Source organism: Cyclonatronum proteinivorum, from assembly GCF_003353065.1.
GTDB classification, from domain to species: domain Bacteria; phylum Bacteroidota; class Rhodothermia; order Balneolales; family Cyclonatronaceae; genus Cyclonatronum; species Cyclonatronum proteinivorum.
This window is the reverse complement of sequence record NZ_CP027806.1, coordinates 3,356,890-3,373,109: the sequence shown is the minus strand read 5'-3', so window position 1 is coordinate 3,373,109 and position 16,220 is coordinate 3,356,890. Positions and strand designations below refer to the sequence as shown.

Sequence of the window (16,220 nt, the reverse complement as noted above, 5' to 3'; positions counted from 1 at the left end):
TTTGCTTTATAATTTAAAGTAGGTTGTGTGGGATGATGGTTTCGGAACCTGAAAAAGCGGTGTCGGTTGGTTCTTATTTCCGTTTTAAGGGCTGGCGGAAAGCGGCATGGTGGCTGCTGCCGCCGTTTCTGCTGATCATTGCTTTTTTTGCCGTGCCGGTACCGGAGTTCGATGTACCGTACTCAACCGTGGTCTATGACCGCGAGGGAGAACTGCTTGCAGCCCGCATTTCAGATGACGGGCAGTGGCGGTTTCCGCCGGGTGGCACGCTTCCTGACCGGTACCTGACAGCCCTGCTTTATTTTGAAGACAAGCGCTTTATGCAGCACAGGGGCGTGGATGTGCGGGCCATCGGACGGGCCGTGCAGGAGAATCTGCATGCCGGACGTATTGTCAGCGGAGGCAGTACCATCAGCATGCAGCTGGCCCGGCTTGCGGAGACGAACCCGCCCCGCACGTTAAGCCGAAAACTATTCGAATCCCTGCAGGCACTGCGTTTGGAAAACCGGTACAGCAAAGCCGAGATTCTGCAACTGTATGCCGCACATGCACCCTTCGGCGGGAATGTGGTGGGACTTGAGGCGGCTTCATGGCGGTACTTTGGCCGGGAGGCTGGGGCGCTGTCCTGGGCGGAGGCTGCAACCCTTGCCGTACTGCCCAACGCGCCGGCGCTTATGCACCCCGGACGCAACCGGGAACAACTGCAGCGCAAACGGGACTGGTTGCTTCAGCAACTGTACGAGGCGGGTCACTTCGATGCCCTGACCTTACAGCTCGCGCAGGCGGAAACCCTGCCGGAAGTGCCGCTGCCGCTTCCGCAGCTTGCGCCACACCTTCTCACCCGCATTCTTGCCGGAGGCGGAAACGGCACGCAGCGGCGAACAACCCTTGATGCCGCGCTGCAGCGCCGTGCCGCGGAGGTCGTTGTGCAGCATAACAACACGCTGCGGGCCAACGAAATCCATAACATGGCGGTGCTGATAGCTGAGGTCGAAACCGGTCGTGTGCTCGCCTACATTGGCAACACCCCGGAACCTGAGGGGCAGCGCAGTCGCGGCCATGCTGTCGATATCATCCGCGCGCCGCGAAGTACCGGCAGCATGCTCAAGCCGCCACTTTATGCGCTCATGCTCCACCGGGGGATGCTGCTGCCTAACACCCTTATCCCCGATATTCCCACGCAGGTTGCCGGCTATCATCCGCAGAATTTCAGTCGCACATACAGGGGAGCGGTGCCCGCTGCTGAAGTCGTTTCACGCTCACTCAATGTCCCTTCGGTGCGTATGCTGCAGGATTTCGGCCTTCCTGACTTTCACCATTACCTGCAGGAATTGGGCCTTACCACCATCACCCGGCCCGCAAATCATTATGGACTCACGCTCATTTTGGGAGGGGCGGAGGCAAGCCTGTGGGATGTGGCCGGGATGTATGCTTCACTTGGCAGGCATTTGTTGCAGTATGATGCCCGGCTTCCGGCACAGGCGCCGTTTCAGGCACGACCGCTGCGTTTCACCGATTCACACAGGGCGGAACCTGAACCTACCGCTTTCCCGCTTTCGCATGGTGCAGTCTGGGCAATGATGGAAGCCATGCAGAATGTCAACCGTCCCGTCGGGGAAACCGACTGGCGCCGGTTTGCTTCTGCTCGCAGGGTTGCCTGGAAAACGGGCACGAGTTTCGGCTACCGCGATGCCTGGTCGGTGGGATTGACGCCGCGGCATGTCGTGGCGGTTTGGGCAGGCAATGCGGGCGGCGAGGGGCGTCCGGGACTGACCGGTGTAGAGGCGGCTGCACCGGTGATGTTCAGTTTATTTGGTCTTCTGGAGGATAGCGGCTGGTTTGCGGAGCCGGTCTTCAGCCTGCAACCGGTTGAGGTCTGCCGCATAAGCGGGCACCGTGCCGGCCCCGACTGTTCGGATACGGTCACACAGGCCGTGCCGCTCACAGCGCTTGAAACGCCCGCCTGCCCGTATCATCAGGCATTTCATGCAGATCCTGAAACAGGGCTTCGGGTCAACAGTAGCTGTTTTCCGCCCGAAAACATGACGCGGCAGACTCAGTTTGTGCTGCCGGCTGACAGGGCGCACTTCTACCGTGCCAACCATCCGGGCTATCGTCCGCTTCCGCCCTGGAAGCCGGGTTGTGAACCGCAGGAATCCCCGGGCATGGCAATGGCGCTGATTTATCCGACGGACGGAGCCGAAATTTATATCCCGTACGAACTCGACGGCGGGCGCGGGAAAACGGTGTTTGAAGCGGTGCACGAACAGGGGGATGTCCGGCTTTACTGGCACCTGAATGAGGAATTTGCCGGAAGTACGCAGGGCATTCATCAGCTGGCGGTTACGCCTGAACCCGGACGTTACCGGCTAACGCTGGTTGATGAGCATGGACAGCAACTGACCCGGCGGTTCACCATCATGGGCGATCTAAGGCCATAGCGTGTAAAGTATACCGGAATTATTTCGCCCGGAGTGATATTCAAATTGTATCAGAGGGACTGAATAAATATTTTAACAGATAGCCCTTCATCCAAAAGTCCTGTATCTATGGCTGACTCCAAAACAATTATCGACTGGGATCTTGAAAACTATGCGCTCGGAGAGGTTCAGCAAAATGATCTGAATTACCTGCTTCAGCTATGTGATAAGCACCTGAAATCATACGACAAATCCCTGATTTCACGGGCATTTAAGCTGACCTATCAGTCGCACAGCAAAGACACCCGTGCTTCCGGGGAACCCTATTATCTGCACCCGCTGGCGGTTGCCTGCATTATTGTTGAGGAAATCGGGCTGGATGATGTCTCTGTCGCAGCTGCCCTGCTGCACGATACGGTCGAAGATACGGACGTGACGCTCGACGACATCCGCAAGCACTTCGGTGATGTTGTTGCGAAGCTGATTGACGGTCTGACCAAAATTGCAGGCTTCTTCAAAACTAAGGGCGCCAAGCAGGCTGAGACTTTCATGAAGCTGCTGGTGTACATGGCGGACGATCTGCGTGTTGTGCTGATCAAGTTTGCGGATCGCCTGCATAACATGCGCACGCTTCACCATCTTCCGAAAGCAAAACAGATTCGTATCGCGACGGAGACGAGTGAGCTGTATGCGCCGTTTGCGCACCGATTCGGCCTGTATAAGATCAAAAGCGAGCTTGAAGACCTTTGTCTGAAAGCAACCGATGAGCACGCCTTTAAATTTATTGCCCGCAAGCTCAAGGAGAAAAAGGATATGCGGGAAAGTTTCATAAGGGAGTTTATGGAACCGATCCGGGAGCAACTGGAACGCTCGGGATTCAATTTCGAAATCAAGGGGCGTCCGAAGCATATTTATTCCATTCACAAAAAGATGGTGCGGCAGCAAAAGCCCTTTGAGGAAATCTATGATTTGTTCGCCATCCGTATCATCCTTGACCTGCCCCATAAAAAAGAAGATTGCTGGCGGGTGTACTCCTTCATCACCGATGAATATACGCCCATACCGGAGCGCTTCCGGGATTTTATGTCGGTGCCCAAAGCCAATGGCTATCAGTCGCTGCACACAACGGTAATCACAAAACGCGGGCGTAAGGTTGAGGTGCAGATTCGTACCCGCAAAATGGATGAAATTGCGGAACAGGGCCTTGCGGCGCACTGGAAGTACAAACAGGGGAGTCAGGGAGGAGAGGGGCTCGATAAGTTTGTAAACTGGGTGCGGGAAGTACTCGAAAATCCGGGTGCGGAGTCGGCACAGGAATTTGTGAAGGATTTCCAGCTCAATCTTTACTCCCGTGAGATTTACGTATTTACGCCGAAAGGTGAGCTGCGAACGCTGCCGCAGGGCGCAACACCCATCGACTTTGCATTCGATATTCACAGTCAGATTGGAGAGCGTGCGATTTCAGCAAAAGTCAACGGACGGCTGGTGCCCTTGCGGCATAAGCTGAGTAGCGGCGATCAGGTTGAAGTTGTAACGGGTAAAGTTTCGAACCTGAACCCCGACTGGATCGATCATGTGGTGACACATAAGGCGAAAGCCCGGCTGCGTCAGTTTCTGAAACAGGAACAGCGTAAGATTTCTGATTTGGGGCAGGAGGCCTGGGAGAAAAAGGCGGACCGCAACAACTTCAAAATTTCAGATCAGGATTTGGCGCGCATTGCCCGCAAACTGGGTTTTCCTTCGATTCAGGCCATGTTTTTTGCTATCGGGAATGAATCGTATGAAATCAACCGCCTGGTGAAGGCCGTACGCTCATTTTTGAGCAAAGGGCGGATGGAAGAAGAAGCGCAGCCTGCCGGCCTGAATCAGGGCAGAAAGGTGGAATCGACCGAAGTGATCGAAGACATGCAAATGGCGAACGCGCACACCCTGACCCTTGACGGGGAGCTGGGAAACATCAAGCATGTGTATGCAAACTGTTGTAAACCTATACCCGGTGACGAGGCTTTGGGTTATGTGAGCCGGGAAGGTCTTCTGAAAATACACCGGTCCAAATGCCGCAATCTTCAGCATTTGATGAAGGCGTCGGAGAACACCGTGCAGGAAATTAAGTGGAATATGAATTCCGGGGGCCGTTTTAACGGAGCGATCAAAGTGATTGGGGAAGACCGGCAGGGTTTGGTAAATGATATTTCGGATTTGCTGTCAAACAAGCTGAAAACCAATATGAAGGGGATTCACGTGGATAGCGATGACGGCACGTTTGAGGGTACTATTGTGGTGTACGTGGAAGACATTGATCACCTGCGGAATGTGATAACGAACATCAGAAAAGTGGAAGGCGTAAAGAGCGCTTACAGGTTAGAATAGTTTTATTTCTAACATACGCTTAAGGGTTCCCCCTGTGTTTTACTGAGGCATGATGTGTGTGCTAAACCCTTGTACCTGTTAATTTGCAATAGGGCTATTTAAATACCTATATTGTAACAGTTTATCGCGTTAATCAAACGATTGATAAAAATATATTACAGCACATAAACTCAAATAAAACAGCTGCTTGTCTGTACGCTTATTGAAAATTTACAATTAAGTAAGGGGAATTCCCCTTATATTTGAGTTATGTTATTAGGAATTTATTGTCACACTCAAAATTATTGAATCAAAGGGAATTGTCATGACATACACCAAAAGAGATATTGTCCGCAAAATTTCAGAGACCAAAAATCTGCCTATGGTACAGGTTGAGCCATGGGTTGATGATGTTATTGTTGCCTTGCGCGAGACAATGATGGAAGCCAACCCAACCTGCCGCATTGAGATCCGTGATTTCGGCGTCTTTGAGGTTAAACTGACGAAAGCGAAGCCAAAGGCCCGTAATCCGAAGACCAATGAAGTAATTTATGTACCTGAGCACCGCAAAACGCATTTCAAACCCAGTAAGCTTCTGAAGGAATTTTTGCGGCAGCCGCTGGAATCTGTTGATCAGGAGTAAGCGGAAACGAAATCCTTCAATCAGACACATTTTTGCCGGACATAGCCTGTGGGAAATTTCAGCCGGATATTAGCCTTCGACGTAGGGCATAAGCGCACAGGACTTGCACAATCGGACCCGATGCACATCATCGCGAGTCCGATTGGTGCTTTTGGGGAGGGCGAACTGTTCGAAAAAGTGGCCGCAATCATCGCGGCGGGTCCTGTTTCGCATTTTGTTGTGGGGTGGCCGATCGGACAGCAAGGTCAGCGCGGCGCTTCAACGCAGCGCGTGGAACAGTTTGTAAAAAAACTGAACAAACGCTTCCCCGGCATAGAAGTGACGCTCGTAGATGAGCGCTTTACTTCGGTAATGGCCAAACAGCAAATGATCGACTCAGGCATGAAAAAAAAGAAGCGACAGCAAAAAGGGATTGTTGACGCTACGGCTGCCTGCATTATCTTACAGGAATTTTTAGATCAAAACTCCAATACCCGATAACATTTTATGAGTATTCTGCCCATTGTAACCTACAACGACCCTGTACTCCGTGAAAAAGCCGCGCCCATTACGGAAGATTCTCCCGGGCTTCAGCGGCTCATCGATGATATGTTCGAAACCATGTACAACGGGCAGGGCGTAGGCCTTGCGGCGCCGCAGATTGGCGAATCGCTGCGTCTGTTTGTGATGGACGCCGACCCGTTTACAGCGGATGAAGAAGGGGAGGAAGACCTTGGCCCGATGGTGTTCATCAACCCTGAGTTTTCACCTGTAGGTGAGTTTAAAACGGCCACTGATGAAGGCTGCCTGAGCATTCCCGGTGTGCGTGAATCGGTCACGCGGCCTGAAACCATACGGGTGAAGTGGCTGGACCGTGAGTTAAAGCCGCACGAGAAGACGTTCTCCGGCTGGCCCGGTCGGGTGATACAGCATGAGTATGATCATATCGAAGGCGTTTTGTTTATCGACTATCTCGGAAGCTTTCGCAAGCGCCTGCTCCGTAGCCGTCTGAATATGGTAGAATCAGGTGAGGTTGACGCGGGCTATCCCGTCAGGCCTAAGCGGGCAGCTGAGGCCGATAAGGGCTAAGGTTTCTGAGGTAAAGTCCTGATTTCCGATGTTGGACCTACAAGCCTGATGTAAGTACATAGGGTTTTCACGCTTAACCGATATTACATGACGTCACTGCGTATTGTTTTTATGGGATCGCCTGATTTTGCAGTGCCATCCCTTGAGAAGCTTGTAGGGCAATCTGTCCATGAGGTTGTTGCGGTTGTTTCGGGTACGGATAAAAAACGCGGACGGGGCGGGGCACTTTCCCCTACGCCGGTCAAAGCCAAAGCTTTGGAACTGGAGCTGCCCGTTATTCACGCGGATCGCCTGAAAGGAAATACAGCGCTTGAACAGGAGCTTGCCGCGCTAAAGCCGGATCTCTTTGTAGTCGTCGCATTCAAAATCCTGCCTGATGAGCTGCTTGCCATACCGCGGCTTGGGTCTGTGAACGTGCATGCTTCTTTGCTTCCGAAATACAGGGGCGCCGCGCCCATTCATCACGCGGTAATGCAGGGGGAGACGGAAACCGGCTGTACCATTTTCCGGCTTGATTCCGGGATTGATACCGGCGGCATTATCAAACAGGTGAAAACACCTATCGGCCACCTTGAAACAACCGGGGATGTGTACACAAGACTCATGCAGCTTGGCAGTGAAGCCCTGCTGGAAGCTGTTGATCTGCTGGCCGCAGATAAGGCTGTTTTTACCCCGCAAAACCATGCAGAAGCAAGTCCTGCACCGAAGCTGTTTGATGAACACTGCCGTCTCGACTTTAATCAGCCGGCCAAACAGGTTCACGATCACATCAGAGGATTGAGCCCCTTTCCGACCGCTTACGCGCAACTCGACGGGAAAAAGCTTAAGATTCTGCGCGCGGAGCCTAAGGCGCTTCCGGCTGATCATCCCCTGGCGCAGGCCGGTATCGGGGCGGTACATGCAGATGCTTCGGCAGGAACTGTTTGGGTTCGGTGCGGAGAAAACGCGCTGGCTTTAGGGGAGGTCAGGTATGAGGGAAAGCGGCAAATGCCGGCTGCGGATTTTTTCAGGGGCTGGAACGGGAGTCTGCAGCTTACTTAAGGCATTTGCTTAAGTGGGCAGGGCAGGTTTTTGCAAGCTGTTTGGGCTGAGATGGTTTGAAACGGTTGGTTGTCGTGAGGGTGATTGAAACCGCTTTAGCACATCATGTTATGAATTTGTTAACCGAAGCACACAAGGCCGCTTCATGTTTGTAAATCCGGCAGCATACCCGATCTTGCGTCCGATTTGCGAATGCGTCGCAGTATGGCAACATTCGGCAGGTAAGGTGGCATTTTCGTCTGGTTTGCCGGGCTTGTGCCGCCCCCCCCCCCAAAAAAAAGCAAGGGATTCAAATTATGATTTGGGAGCGCTGATCTGCCACGAAAGACCGTGATGTTCACGAAGTTTCCCCCAAATAAAAAAAGCTATGAACAGCAACCAGGTCCGTGGTTAAGTTACCCTATTCTTTGCGGGCTTTTGTCGTACTTTATGTAATTTGCCGCCGTCATTTTTGATGACTCTTTTATCCCGGACGGATTTCGGAACAAGCCGGTACAGCGGTATGATGGGTTCCGGATGATCAGAATCAGAATTTTCAACTTAATTGATGTAATTTATGAAGAATATTTATCTTGAGCGTCTCGATACAATGCTGAGGGAAGGTATTGATAATGAAGAAGAGCTGCACCGTATCTGTGAAATGCTTCATCCGGCAGTATTGGGGCAGCGGCTTTCGGAGCTTGATCCTGAAGACGCCAAGGCCATCTTAGACCGCTTTATGCCTGAGAATCAGGCCCTGGTTCTGAGCCATTTCCGAAAGGAAAAAGCTGGTGAAATAGCTGAGCTTTATATGGATGAAATGCTGGCTGATATCATCGAGCTTATGCCGCATGATGACCGGGTTGACCTTATCAAGCAAATTCCGCAGGAGCGGCGGGAAAAGCTGCTGATGAAAGTGGAACAGCCGGATCGGGATGACATCATGCGCCTGAGCATGTATGAAGAGGAAACAGCCGGTTCGGTGATGACATCAGAGTTCGTAACGCTGCGCGATACCATGACGGTTGAGGAGGCACTTGTAAGTATCCGCAAGGTCGCAAAAGATCGCGAAACCATTTATAACGCCTATGTTGTGGATGGGTACAACAGGCTGACCGGCATTGTTACCCTGCGCGAGCTGCTGCTGTATGCGGGTGGTACGAAAATTTCGGATATCATGAATACCGATGTTGTTTTTGCCAGAGATGATGAGGATCAGGAGGTCGTGGCGAACCGTTTGAGCGAATATGACCTGATTGCTATGCCCGTGCTTGATGAGCAAAATAAGATTATGGGTATCGTTACTTTTGATGATGTGATGGATGTCCGTAAGGAAGAGGCTACGGAGGATTTTCACAAAATGGGATCGGTGGGGCTGATGAACATCAGTCTGAGCGACGCACCCATCAAGCTGCTGATTTATAAGCGCTTGCCGTGGCTGCTGGTGCTGGTGTTTATGAATATATTCTCAGGTGCAGGCATTGCCTTTTTTGAGGATACGATTGAAGCCGTAGTTGCGCTTGTGTTCTTCCTGCCGCTGCTGATTGATAGTGGCGGTAACGCTGGTGCGCAGGCGTCAACCCTGATGGTTCGTGCGCTGGCAACCGGCGAGGTAAAAATCCGGGACTGGTTCCGCCTGTTCAGTAAAGAGATTTTTGTAGCGGTTATCATTGGTATTATTATGGGCGTTGCCGTGTCACTGATCGGATTTTTCAGAGCGGGCCCGGAGGTAGCGGTCGTTGTGTCGCTGACCATGATTTGTTGTGTTACCGTGGGGAGTCTGCTGGGCATGTCCCTGCCGTTTCTGCTGCAGAAATTCAACTTTGACCCTGCAACCGCTTCTGCACCGCTGATTACTTCGATTGCGGATATTGCCGGCGTTCTGATGTATTTCAGCATTGCAACCTGGTACCTTTCTATTTAAGCTGCGCGAAGATCAGCACATGTAAGTTCATTATCCCGGACGAAGGCCGCTGCTATGCAAAATCTTGCTGAAATCAGAGAAGCAAAGAAGAAACTCAGACAGGAGGCTCTGGCGCGTCGGATGGCGCTTTCTGATGATGAATGGTCAGAACGCAGCACGCATATACAGAGCTGTTTTCTGGATCTGTTTGAAGGGAGTACCTTTGATACCGTTCATCTCTACACGGCCATGCTGCTTCGGAATGAGATCGATACCGAAACGCTGGCCCTGCGTCTGCTCGACGCAGGCAAGCGGGTAGCGGTGCCTGTGATGTCGTTTGCGGACCGTTCGCTGTCTCACTTTTTGGTCACCCGAAAAACGCTGTGGAAAACGAACCGCTGGGGTGTCAGCGAGCCGGTGGACGGTGAACCGGTCTCAGCTGAAGATCTGGAGCTGATCGTTGTGCCGATGGTTGCGGCCGACGCGGCCTGCAACCGGCTGGGCTACGGGAAAGGCTATTACGATACCTTCCTGAAGGAAACGCCTGCCCTTAAGGTCGGCCTTTGTTTCGAGTGCTGTATGGTGGACCGGGTGCCTTGTGAGCCCCATGATGTTCGCCTGCACCATGTGATTACAGAAGACCGCTTTCTGAGTGGGGCCGAATCCGGTAACCGTTAACCCGCATTATTCACAATTAAATTGAATTTATTATCTAAGTGTTTGTTTAAGTTTATCTTAGAGAACAACACCAGTAGCCCGAATTTGAGTATGGTGTAAAGGCTGCGAAATTTTCCCGCTGGCGGCGTTGAAGCTGAAAACTCATGCTCAGAGTACTTAGGTACTCTTCCGCTGAGTTTTCAGCTTCGCCTTGCCAGCAAAAAAATTTCTTGGTGAATAATGCGGGTTAACGAAAGCGGTGTTACGGCGCCAGGGAATGCGGCTTAACCTTATGGTGCGGGCTTCGTAGGGTTCAGCATGTACCGGCACGAAGCAAAGAAACCGCAGGGCGTATCTTTTTAGTTAAATGACCGGGAGTTACGCCGGAAAACCCTATTTTTGAAGCATGACGACAAAAACCAAATCAAGAACAGCTGAGCACACGGAAAGTCAGCCGCTTGAAGCCGAATTTCAGGTGACGGATCGCGACATAGAAGCGGCTTTCCGAAGCTTTGTGGCAAAAGAAAAGCCCCAAAAAAAGAGCAAAGCACTCATTGGCGCGTTCTCAGCCTTTGGTGCGGTCACGCTTGTTTTGTCGGTGATGATGGTGCTTCAGATGATAGGGGTGCCGGTTGGCCGTGAAATCAGCTTTGCAGAGCATGTGCTGCTGCCGGTTATCGCTACCTTGCTCGTTCTTCTGGGCTGGACGACCCTTTCCCGTAAGCGGAAAAAAAGAAAAGAAGCGCTTGCTGCAGAGCCCCTGCTAAAAGTTAACACCCGAAAATCAGGAGAGACAGGTGCCGGACGTGCACAGAACGGACGGTCGGGTGATGATGGCGGAGCTACACGCTATAAAGATTTCAGCGCCAATGATATCCGCGGGAAGACCTTCGCAGATAAATACGCGTCGGCTTCATCCGGGAAAAATACTGATGAAGGCGTAGATGCTTTTGCGCTGTCCAGAAAAAAAACGATTTACCGCAGTCGCACAGATAAAAGACTTATGGGCGTTTGCGGCGGACTTGCCGATTACTTTGGCATTGACGCCACCTTTGTGCGCATTGGTTTTGCCCTGCTTGTTTTTCCGTTTCAGGGCATGCCGCTGCTGCTGTATATTGCGCTTGCGATTATTCTGAAAAAAGAGCCTGAATTTTAACGCAGGCGGCCGGACAGATGGTTGTGCTTGTGGTACATGTTCTTCAGAAGGAGCGGGTACGCTTTGGATGAATTAATTTTTTAAAGAGGATTTTATATACGTGCTGATTTCATTTGAAGGCATTGACGGATGCGGAAAAACAACCCAAATTATGCTGCTGAAAGAGCGGCTGATCCGTGAAAGGATTCCTGTAGAAGTATTACGCGAGCCGGGCGGCACCGAGCTTTCGGAGATGATACGGAGCCTGCTGCTGAACCCTGATGTTCAGATGAACCCGGTTACGGAACTCCTGTTGTTTTCTGCAGCGCGTGCCGAGCTTGTAGCCGAACGGGTACAGCCGCTGCTGCAACAAAAGGTAATTGTGATACTCGACCGCTTCTATGATTCGACGGTTGCGTATCAGGGCTTCGGACGGGGCAGTCTTCCGATTAAGGAAATTCATCATCTGAACAAAATTGCTTCCCAAAATATAGAGCCCGACGCCACTTTTTTTCTGGATCTTGATGTAGATACGGCACTGCAGCGACGGATGTCACAGTCAGGCGCACATGACCGCATGGAGCTTGCTGGCGGTCCCTTTTATGAGCGCGTACGCGACGGTTTCCTGTATCTGTCCAAAACACATCCGCGGTTTGTAAAGCTCGACGCCAACCTGCCTGCAGAGACCATTCATCATCAGATCTGGCAGCGGGTTTCCGGCATGATTCACTGAGTATTGCTACGGGAAGGGCAGGGCCAGCCTTACATGCATACTAAGAGAAAGCTGATATCCTGATCGTACTTTTATTGCGCCCGCATTACTGCAGCTGCACAACGTCTTCCCCGGCAATCACAAAAATGCTGTCCGTGTTTTCCGGACTGATGTTTCCAAGTCCGGTGAATGACCCGAATGCAGGCAGCATGAGCTGTTTTCGCGAAACGCTGTGCCAGAAACAGGGCAGCCGTTCGAACTGTCGCCCCGGGCCGCTCAGCCGCACCCCGGGATGAATGTGTCCGCAGAGTGACGGCTTTAGGTCGGGACCGGCACGTTCGTCATTTCGGGGATGATGGTTCAGGATCAGGCCGTCATCTTCAAAACCTTCGGGCTGTACGATCAGGTTTGCCTGCAGGTAATCATCGGGCAGGAGTACATCGTGATTGCCTTCTATCAGAAGCATGCTGATCAGCGAATGTGCGGCCCGCCATTCGGTGAATTGCTGCCATTCTTCATTGATAAAACTGTGGAACAGGTCGCCCAAAAACACCATCCGCTTCGGGCCGTGTGTTTCGATAAGCCTGTTGAGGCGATCGTAATCGGCCCGGTTGTGTCCGCCGGGAAGGGGCACACCCCCGCGCCGGAAAGTTCCGGCTTTCCCAAAATGTGTGTCAGTCAGGTACAGCGTGCGGGTTTCAGGCCGGTAAATTGCTTTTTCGGGCAGAAGCTGCAGGGAAATGGCGTAAAAGTTGAGTGGCGTCACAGCGGTGTTTAGCACATTGGGTTTGGATGGTACATTGAGAATTTGATGGAGAGCCGCAGGGGTGATGTCAGGACTGTGGGGGAGTTATTGGATCAAGAGGACGGAGGTAAGATAAAAGCCAAAGGTCTTATTCGTAATGTGTCCACATTCGTATAATTTTCTAAGCACCCTGAGCATAAGTTTTCAGCTTCGCCTTGCCAGCAAAAAAATTTCTTGGTGAATAATGCGGGTTACAACTTTTGCTTCAATCCCCGCGCTTCTCAATTTCGCGGTAGGCTTTTTCCAGGCTGATCATCGGGAAGGGGTAGTCGTTACCAAGCTCTACGCCGGCTTCACGCTGTTGGGCTACGCTCATGCGGTGCGGCTCGTGAATGTAGTCGTCGGGCACGTTCGCGAGCTCCGGAAGCCAGTGCCGGATGTAGTCGCCTTTGGCGTCGTAGCGCTTGCCCTGACCCACAATGTTGAAGTAGCGGTCGCGCGGATCGTTGCCGACACCGCTGTTGTAGGCCCAATTGCCCCAGTTGCTGCACACATCATAATCAAGCAACAGCGACTCAAAATACTCGGCACCCCAGCGCCAGTCGATGTTCAGACATTTGGCCAGGAAGCTCGCCACATTTTGCCGGCCCCGGTTGCTCATGAAGCCCGTCTCGTTCAGCTCGCGCATGTTGGCGTCAATCATCGGAATCCCGGTTTCCGCATTGACCCATTTTTCAAAGTCTCCCATATTCCGGCTCCAGGCATATCGCTTGCCCTTAATGCCGGATTCCCAGAATAACTTACGGCCATGTTTGAGCGCGATGAAGCGGAAATAGTCCCGCCAGATCAGTTCAAAGACCAGCCAGTAGGTTGAGCTGTTTTTCTTCCGCTCTTTTTCATAGCGCTTCACTTCAAAATAGATGTAGCGGGGCGAGATCGTACCGTTAGCCAGCCAGGGGGAGAATTTGGAAGAATAGTCCGCACCCAGCATGCCGTTGCGGGTTTCCTTGTATTTACGGAGGAGATCCTGATCCCAAAAATATGTTTCGAGCCGCTTCAGCGCAGCGGTCTCGCCGCCTTCAAAGGGCAGTACTGATTTTTCAGATGGTGAATCCGGCGCTATGCCAAGGAACTCGGAATCGGGGAAATCGCCCGCTTCGGGATGTCCGGCAGGCAGCGGCGGCAGCGTAGAGGGTGTTTCAAACAGCGCACGGACTTCGCTGAATTTCTCGGCTTTTTTGCGAAAAGCGGTGAACACATCGGGCAACTTTTCGATATCCATCGGCAGGTCATCCACATGGTAGAGCGTCGCGCCCCAGGCGGAATCGACTTCCACCCCCAGGGCTTCGAGGGCGTCGTCAAGGACGTCTTCAACCTGCGTTTCTTCGAAGGTAGCTTCTTCGTGATAGGTCACAAGTCCGATATCCAGCTTGCGACACAGCTCCGGGATGAGCGCTTCCGGTTTCCCCTGCAACAGGATCAGGTCCGAGCCTTTTTCGCGCAGTCGTGCGCGTAAATCCGAGAGGCTGTCCAGCAAGAAGCGCAGTCGGAAGGGACCGGTTTTCGGGAAGCGGACTTCGTCTGTCCGGCCAAACTGACGCGGGTCAAAAATATAGACCGGAATCAGGGTTTCGGCCTGTTCGAGGGCGATGTGAAGGGCTTCGTTGTCATGCAGCCGCAGATCGTTACGGAACCAGAGGAGGGTGTTCATGGATGGCAGTATTTTCGGGGATAAGTTTGTTTTGAATTTGAACTGCCAAACATGAAGCCGCCGCAAATCATTGCGCGGATTCAAATTTCATGCAACGACAACAAGCGTGCACCAAGAGTTACGGAAACGAATGCCGTTTGGCGTCTGAACGAAACGCGGTAAATAAAAGCTTTTCGGCTGCACAATACTGACGTATGCGCCATCCGGGCGTTGGGTCGTCAGCTTTCTTCAGGTTCAAAAATATAACTTCTCCCATTGTCCGTTTTTTTTCAGTTTTTACTCATTCTCAACGCGCTGTTTTTCCTGTTTTACGGGTTTCAGTCGCTCAATTCAAGACGGATGATTGCAGAGTTTAGGCGCTTTGGGTTAACCGAAACCCAACGAAAAATTACCGGCGCGCTGCAGCTGTTTGGTGTTGCCGGACTCCTGACCGGCCTGTATATCCCTTTTGTCGGTCTTCTTTCCGCTGCGGGCTTCACGGTGATGATGTTTGTGGCTTTTGTTGTGCGAATGCGCATAAAAGACAGTGTTAACCCGCATTATTCACCAAGAAATTTTCTTGCTGGCAAGGCGAAGCTGAAAACTCAGCGGAAGGGTACCTCAGTACCCTGAGCATGAGTTTTCAGCTTCAACGCAGCCAGCGGGGAAATTTCGCAGTTTTTACACCGCACTCAAATTTGGGCTACCGGTGTTTTTTGCTAAGCCAAATTTAAACTAACACTTAGCAAATAAATCCTGTTTAATTGTGAATAATGCGGGTTAAATTTGCCTTGCCTTCATTGCTGTTTTTGTGCATGAACGCCTGGCTGTTGTACAGCTTTTGGGCACTCGTTTTCAAATAAACGGCAATAAATAAGTTTATCAGAGCAAATTGTATGAATTGCTGTAAGAGACGATTTGCCTGATCTCATTTTTTTCGCCTGCATTTCTCGCTGCAATATTTCACGGAATCCCAGTTTTTCTCCCATTTTTTCCGCCAGGTAAAGGGACGTCCGCAGCTGGGGCAGGTTTTGGATGGCAGGTAAGATTTATTCCCTTTATACGACACCGAATGTTCTTTTAGGGTGAAGGTTTTCTTGCAGGGTGATGTGCTTCCAAATCGAATCAGCTTACCGTGATTGGCTTGCTTCCGGATAATCGCGGGCGCTGCAAACGGGGATGACCGACTTCCGGAAATCCCGCACGTTCCGGGTAATGATAAAGGCTGTGTCTCCGGCTTCAAGCGCTGCAAAGTATTGCACGGCATCTTCAAAATCGCTAAAAACAGACTGCAGCGCCTGCAGTACGGCCCGCTCACTCACCGGAATGATCTCCACAAACCGGGTCATGGCTCTTATTGCGTCGAGGGCGGTTGCGCTGTCCCGCTGCCGGCTTACCAAATACCAACAGGTCGTGATTGAGAGCGCGGATGTGCAGAGCCTGACATTGCCCGAACGTGCCTGACGCATCAGTGACAGCGCGGGTTCAAAATGCGGGTGCCGCTCGGCCAACAGGTCAACAAGTATGTTTGTATCGAGAAAAAGGCGCGGCGCTTTTTCGGGATGAGATGAAGCCGCCATTCCCGCTACCGGTGTTTTTCTTCGCGAAGCAAAGCCGCAAGTTCGCGTTCATCCGTTGGGTCGGGCAGACCAATGACCCCGCAAAAGGGCACAAATTCTTCTTCAATCGTTGAAATTTCATCATCATTTGTTGCATACATCGCGGTTTCTTTGATTAGAAAATCGGCAACCATGCCCGATAGGGAGACCCCTTCTTCACGCGCATGCGCCTTGGCCCGACTGATGACTTCTTCCGGCAAATACAGGGTGAGCTTTTTGTTTTTCATAGCTGTTTTATACGTACAAATTAAGATGTACG

17 protein-coding genes are annotated in these 16,220 nt (G+C 51.8%); 11 read left to right on the top strand and 6 right to left on the bottom strand.

Going from position 1 to position 16,220, the window contains the following annotated elements:
* The first annotated feature begins 32 nt into the window (after positions 1–32).
* From pbpC to tmk, 10 genes are all read left to right on the top strand, one after another.
* Positions 33–2,441, top strand: a complete 2,409-nt coding sequence (gene pbpC / locus CYPRO_RS12810) for a penicillin-binding protein 1C (protein WP_114984991.1) — start codon at positions 33–35, stop codon at positions 2,439–2,441.
* Between the two features lie 108 nt (positions 2,442–2,549).
* Positions 2,550–4,790: a RelA/SpoT family protein gene (locus CYPRO_RS12805; RefSeq protein WP_114984990.1), complete on the top strand. Its 2,241-nt coding sequence runs from the start codon at positions 2,550–2,552 to the stop codon at positions 4,788–4,790.
* A 304-nt stretch (positions 4,791–5,094) separates the two neighbouring features.
* A complete protein-coding gene (locus CYPRO_RS12800) occupies positions 5,095–5,412 on the top strand; it encodes an HU family DNA-binding protein (RefSeq protein ID WP_114984989.1) in 318 nt (105 codons plus the stop codon).
* 48 nt (positions 5,413–5,460) lie between these two features.
* On the top strand, positions 5,461–5,892 hold the full coding sequence (gene ruvX / locus CYPRO_RS12795) for a Holliday junction resolvase RuvX (RefSeq protein WP_114984988.1): 432 nt from the start codon (positions 5,461–5,463) through the stop codon (positions 5,890–5,892).
* A 6-nt stretch (positions 5,893–5,898) separates the two neighbouring features.
* A complete protein-coding gene (gene def / locus CYPRO_RS12790) occupies positions 5,899–6,480 on the top strand; it encodes a peptide deformylase (RefSeq protein ID WP_114984987.1) in 582 nt (193 codons plus the stop codon).
* Positions 6,481–6,567: 87 nt separating this feature from the next.
* Positions 6,568–7,521 (top strand): methionyl-tRNA formyltransferase, encoded by a 954-nt coding sequence (gene fmt, locus CYPRO_RS12785; protein ID WP_240644756.1) that lies wholly within the window; start codon positions 6,568–6,570, stop codon positions 7,519–7,521.
* A 556-nt stretch (positions 7,522–8,077) separates the two neighbouring features.
* Positions 8,078–9,424: a magnesium transporter gene (gene mgtE, locus CYPRO_RS12780; protein WP_240644755.1), complete on the top strand. Its 1,347-nt coding sequence runs from the start codon at positions 8,078–8,080 to the stop codon at positions 9,422–9,424.
* A 54-nt stretch (positions 9,425–9,478) separates the two neighbouring features.
* A complete protein-coding gene (locus CYPRO_RS12775) occupies positions 9,479–10,081 on the top strand; it encodes a 5-formyltetrahydrofolate cyclo-ligase (protein ID WP_114984986.1) in 603 nt (200 codons plus the stop codon).
* A 385-nt stretch (positions 10,082–10,466) separates the two neighbouring features.
* A complete protein-coding gene (locus tag CYPRO_RS12770) occupies positions 10,467–11,216 on the top strand; it encodes a PspC domain-containing protein (protein ID WP_240644754.1) in 750 nt (249 codons plus the stop codon).
* 100 nt (positions 11,217–11,316) lie between these two features.
* Positions 11,317–11,928, top strand: a complete 612-nt coding sequence (gene tmk / locus CYPRO_RS12765) for a dTMP kinase (RefSeq protein ID WP_114984985.1) — start codon at positions 11,317–11,319, stop codon at positions 11,926–11,928.
* Positions 11,929–12,013: 85 nt separating this feature from the next.
* Here tmk and pdeM read toward each other — a convergent pair whose 3' ends face one another.
* The gene (gene pdeM, locus CYPRO_RS12760) at positions 12,014–12,673 is read right to left on the bottom strand and encodes a ligase-associated DNA damage response endonuclease PdeM (RefSeq protein ID WP_164682774.1); all 660 of its coding nucleotides are present in this window, start codon (positions 12,671–12,673) and stop codon (positions 12,014–12,016) included.
* Positions 12,674–12,917: 244 nt separating this feature from the next.
* The gene (locus CYPRO_RS12755) at positions 12,918–14,363 is read right to left on the bottom strand and encodes a DASH family cryptochrome (protein ID WP_114984983.1); all 1,446 of its coding nucleotides are present in this window, start codon (positions 14,361–14,363) and stop codon (positions 12,918–12,920) included.
* A gap of 255 nt (positions 14,364–14,618) precedes the next feature.
* Between CYPRO_RS12755 and CYPRO_RS12750 the strand changes: the two genes are divergently transcribed.
* Positions 14,619–14,975: a DoxX family protein gene (locus CYPRO_RS12750; RefSeq protein ID WP_114984982.1), complete on the top strand. Its 357-nt coding sequence runs from the start codon at positions 14,619–14,621 to the stop codon at positions 14,973–14,975.
* 164 nt (positions 14,976–15,139) lie between these two features.
* Here the strand turns inward: CYPRO_RS12750 and CYPRO_RS16600 are convergent, their stop codons facing one another.
* From CYPRO_RS16600 to CYPRO_RS12735, 4 genes are all read right to left on the bottom strand, one after another.
* Positions 15,140–15,331, bottom strand: a complete 192-nt coding sequence (locus tag CYPRO_RS16600; protein ID WP_164682392.1) for a hypothetical protein — start codon at positions 15,329–15,331, stop codon at positions 15,140–15,142.
* Positions 15,271–15,411, bottom strand: coding sequence for a DUF2256 domain-containing protein (locus CYPRO_RS17030; protein ID WP_114984981.1), 141 nt, complete (start codon positions 15,409–15,411; stop codon positions 15,271–15,273). Before CYPRO_RS17030 ends, CYPRO_RS16600 begins: the two co-directional genes overlap by 61 nt.
* A 61-nt stretch (positions 15,412–15,472) precedes the next feature.
* The gene (locus CYPRO_RS16765) at positions 15,473–15,922 is read right to left on the bottom strand and encodes a type II toxin-antitoxin system VapC family toxin (protein WP_114984980.1); all 450 of its coding nucleotides are present in this window, start codon (positions 15,920–15,922) and stop codon (positions 15,473–15,475) included.
* 5 nt (positions 15,923–15,927) lie between these two features.
* Positions 15,928–16,188 carry a DUF6364 family protein gene (locus CYPRO_RS12735; RefSeq protein WP_114984979.1) on the bottom strand — a complete coding sequence of 87 codons (261 nt, stop codon included), beginning with the start codon at positions 16,186–16,188 and terminating at the stop codon, positions 15,928–15,930.
* Between the last annotated feature and the right edge of the window lie 32 nt (positions 16,189–16,220).

Excerpts from the sequence above, each read along its gene's own strand:
- pbpC (WP_114984991.1), top strand. The coding sequence starts at position 33 with ATGATGGTTTCGGAACCTGAAAAAGCGGTGTCGGTTGGTTCTTATTTC.
- CYPRO_RS12805 (WP_114984990.1), top strand. The coding sequence starts at position 2,550 with ATGGCTGACTCCAAAACAATTATCGACTGGGATCTTGAAAACTATGCG.
- CYPRO_RS12800 (WP_114984989.1), top strand. The coding sequence starts at position 5,095 with ATGACATACACCAAAAGAGATATTGTCCGCAAAATTTCAGAGACCAAA.
- def (WP_114984987.1), top strand. The coding sequence starts at position 5,899 with ATGAGTATTCTGCCCATTGTAACCTACAACGACCCTGTACTCCGTGAA.
- fmt (WP_240644756.1), top strand. The coding sequence starts at position 6,568 with ATGACGTCACTGCGTATTGTTTTTATGGGATCGCCTGATTTTGCAGTG.
- mgtE (WP_240644755.1), top strand. The coding sequence starts at position 8,078 with ATGAAGAATATTTATCTTGAGCGTCTCGATACAATGCTGAGGGAAGGT.
- CYPRO_RS12775 (WP_114984986.1), top strand. The coding sequence starts at position 9,479 with ATGCAAAATCTTGCTGAAATCAGAGAAGCAAAGAAGAAACTCAGACAG.
- CYPRO_RS12770 (WP_240644754.1), top strand. The coding sequence starts at position 10,467 with ATGACGACAAAAACCAAATCAAGAACAGCTGAGCACACGGAAAGTCAG.
- CYPRO_RS12755 (WP_114984983.1), bottom strand. The coding sequence starts at position 14,363 with ATGAACACCCTCCTCTGGTTCCGTAACGATCTGCGGCTGCATGACAAC.
- CYPRO_RS16600 (WP_164682392.1), bottom strand. The coding sequence starts at position 15,331 with ATGGGAGAAAAACTGGGATTCCGTGAAATATTGCAGCGAGAAATGCAG.
- CYPRO_RS16765 (WP_114984980.1), bottom strand. The coding sequence starts at position 15,922 with ATGGCGGCTTCATCTCATCCCGAAAAAGCGCCGCGCCTTTTTCTCGAT.
- CYPRO_RS12735 (WP_114984979.1), bottom strand. The coding sequence starts at position 16,188 with ATGAAAAACAAAAAGCTCACCCTGTATTTGCCGGAAGAAGTCATCAGT.